Here is a 2,984-nt window from a genome sequence, read left to right as displayed (position 1 = left end):
TTTCTTAAATATCAAGACATCCGAGAATTAACAAACCAAACAAGTTCTTATTGAACAAATTTAAAATGTAACGCTATACATTCGAGATTAAACAATCAAGAGCGCAGGGTGGATGCCTTGGCACTAAGAGCCGAAGAAAGACGTGATAAGCTGCGAAAAGCTTTGGGGAGCTGCAAATAAGCATTGATCCAGAGATATCTGAATGGGGAAACCCGGCTGGAAAGACTCCAGTCATCCATACGCCAATACATAACGTATGGAAGGGAACCCGGTGAACTGAAACATCTAAGTAGCCGGAGGAAGAGAAAGAAAAATCGATTTCCAAAGTAGCGGCGAGCGAAATGGAAAGAGGGCAAACCGAGATGCGTGCATTTCGGGGTTCGGACCGCATAATTGATTCAAGAGTTTTAGCAGAATGGTTTTGGGAAAGCCAGCCAAAGAGAGTGAAAGCCTCGTAAGCGAAAAGATAATTGACATGGCGGTATCCAGAGTAGGACGAGACACGTGAAACCTTGTCTGAACGCGCGGGGACCACCCCGTAACCCTAAATACTTCTTAGTGACCGATAGCGCATAGTACTGTGAAGGAAAGGTGAAAAGAACCCCGGGAGGGGAGTGAAAGAGAACCTGAAACCCTGTGTTTACAAGCTGTCGAACCTCTTTATATGAGGAACGGCGTACTTTTTGTAGAACGGTCCGGCGAGTTACGATTACTGGCAAGGTTAAGCACTAAAGGTGTGGAGCCGAAGGGATACCAAGTCTGAATAGGGCGAATAGTCAGTGATTGTAGACCCGAAACCGGGTGACCTATCCATGTCCAGGCTGAAGTTTCCGTAAAAGGAAATGGAGGGCCGAAGCCACATCCGTTGAAAAGGGTGGGCATGAGGTGTGGATAGCGGAGAAATTCCAATCGAACCCGGAGATAGCTGGTTCTCCTCGAAATAGCTTTAGGGCTAGCCTCGTATTAGACTACTGGAGGTAGAGCACTGAATTCTTAAGGGGGCGTCAAAGCTTACCAAGAGATATCAAACTCCGAATGCCAGATAGCCGATGTACGGGAGTCAGACTATACGAGATAAGTTGGATAGTCAAAAGGGAAACAGCCCAGACCTACAGCTAAGGTCCCAAAGTGTGTGTTAAGTGGTAAAGGATGTGGGATTTCATAGACAACTAGGATGTTGGCTCAGAAGCAGCCATACATTCAAAGAGTGCGTAACAGCTCACTAGTCGAGAGGTCCTGCGCCGAAAATGTCCGGGGCTAAAACACAACACCGAAGCTTAGGATTCATACCTAGTATGAGTGGTAGAGGAGCATTCTTGCAACCGACGAAGCTGTACTGTAAAGAGCAGTGGAGGAACAAGAAGAGAGAATGCCGGAATGAGTAGCGAGATGAAGGTGAGAATCCTTCAGGCCGAATATCTAAGGTTTCCAGAGTAAAGCTGATCTGCTCTGGGTAAGTCGGGGCCTAAGGCGAGGTCGAAAGACGTAGTCGATGGATAACAGGTTGAGATTCCTGTACTGCAATAAATCAGAACTGTGGGGACGCATGGACAAAGCTTAAGCCAGGAATGGAAATACTGGTGCAAGCGAGGTAGAGGATTAGTTGGCAAATCCGCTAATCAACTCAAAGACGTGATGCGGAGCGAAATTAAAGTAGCGAAGTAAGTAGAGTCTGTGCCGAGAAAAGCCGCTATTGTATTTATTGTACCCGTACCGTAAACCGACACAGGTGGATGAGGAGAGAATCCTAAGGCCGACGGAAGAAGCATTGTTAAGGAATTCGGCAAAATGACCCCGTAACTTCGGGAGAAGGGGTGCCTGATTAACGTCAGGCCGCAGAGAATAGGCTCAAGCAACTGTTTAGCAAAAACACAGGTCTATGCGAAACCGTAAGGTGATGTATATGGGCTGACGCCTGCCCGGTGCTGGAAGGTTAAGAGGAGAGGTTAGCGCAAGCGAAGCTTTGAATTTAAGCCCCAGTAAACGGCGGCCGTAACTATAACGGTCCTAAGGTAGCGAAATTCCTTGTCGGGTAAGTTCCGACCCGCACGAAAGGCGTAATGATTTGAGCACTGTCTCGACAATGCATCCGGTGAAATTGAAGTACCAGTGAAGATGCTGGTTACCCGCGCCAGGACGGAAAGACCCCATGGAGCTTTACTCCAGTTTGGTACTGGGATTCGGTACTGCATGTACAGGATAGGTGGGAGACTAAGATTATGGGACGCCAGTTTCATATGAGTCACTGTTGGGATACCACCCTTGTAGTATTGGATTTCTAACCAGCCGCCGTTATCCGGTGGTGGGACAATGCCAGGCGGGGAGTTTGACTGGGGCGGTCGCCTCCGAAAGGGTATCGGAGGCGCTCAAAGGTTCCCTCAGAATGGTCGGAAACCATTTGAAGAGTGCAAAGGCAGAAGGGAGCTTGACTGCGACACCGACGGGTGGAGCAGGTACGAAAGTAGGACTTAGTGATCCGGTGGTATAAAGTGGGATTGCCATCGCTCAACGGATAAAAGCTACCCTGGGGATAACAGGCTTATCACTCCCAAGAGTTCACATCGACGGAGTGGTTTGGCACCTCGATGTCGGCTCATCGCATCCTGGGGCTGTAGCAGGTCCCAAGGGTTGGGCTGTTCGCCCATTAAAGCGGTACGCGAGCTGGGTTCAGAACGTCGTGAGACAGTTCGGTCCCTATCCGGCGCGGGCGGAGGATATTTGAGAGGAGCTGCCCCTAGTACGAGAGGACCGGGGTGGACGGACCACTGGTGTATCAGCTGTCGACCAACGGCATAGCTGAGTAGCCAAGTCTGGACGGGATAAACGCTGAAGGCATCTAAGCGTGAAGCCCCCCTCAAGATGAGATATCCCCTCCTTCAAGGAGATAAGATCCCTTAAAGACGATAAGGTAGATAGGTTCAAGGTGTAAGTGTGGTAACACATTCAGCTGATGAATACTAATAGATCGAAGGTTTATTCTAAAA

At 49.0% G+C, this 2,984-nt stretch carries 1 rRNA gene; it reads left to right on the top strand.

The window, feature by feature from the left end:
* Nucleotides 1-85 precede the first annotated feature (85 nt).
* A 23S ribosomal RNA gene (locus F0Q01_RS13615) occupies nucleotides 86-2,981 on the top strand.
* Nucleotides 2,982-2,984 lie beyond the last annotated feature (3 nt).

The sequence above is a fragment of the Pseudobutyrivibrio xylanivorans genome, assembly GCF_010906925.1.
Taxonomy (GTDB): domain Bacteria; phylum Bacillota; class Clostridia; order Lachnospirales; family Lachnospiraceae; genus Pseudobutyrivibrio.
This window is presented reverse-complemented; position numbering and strand designations above follow the sequence as displayed.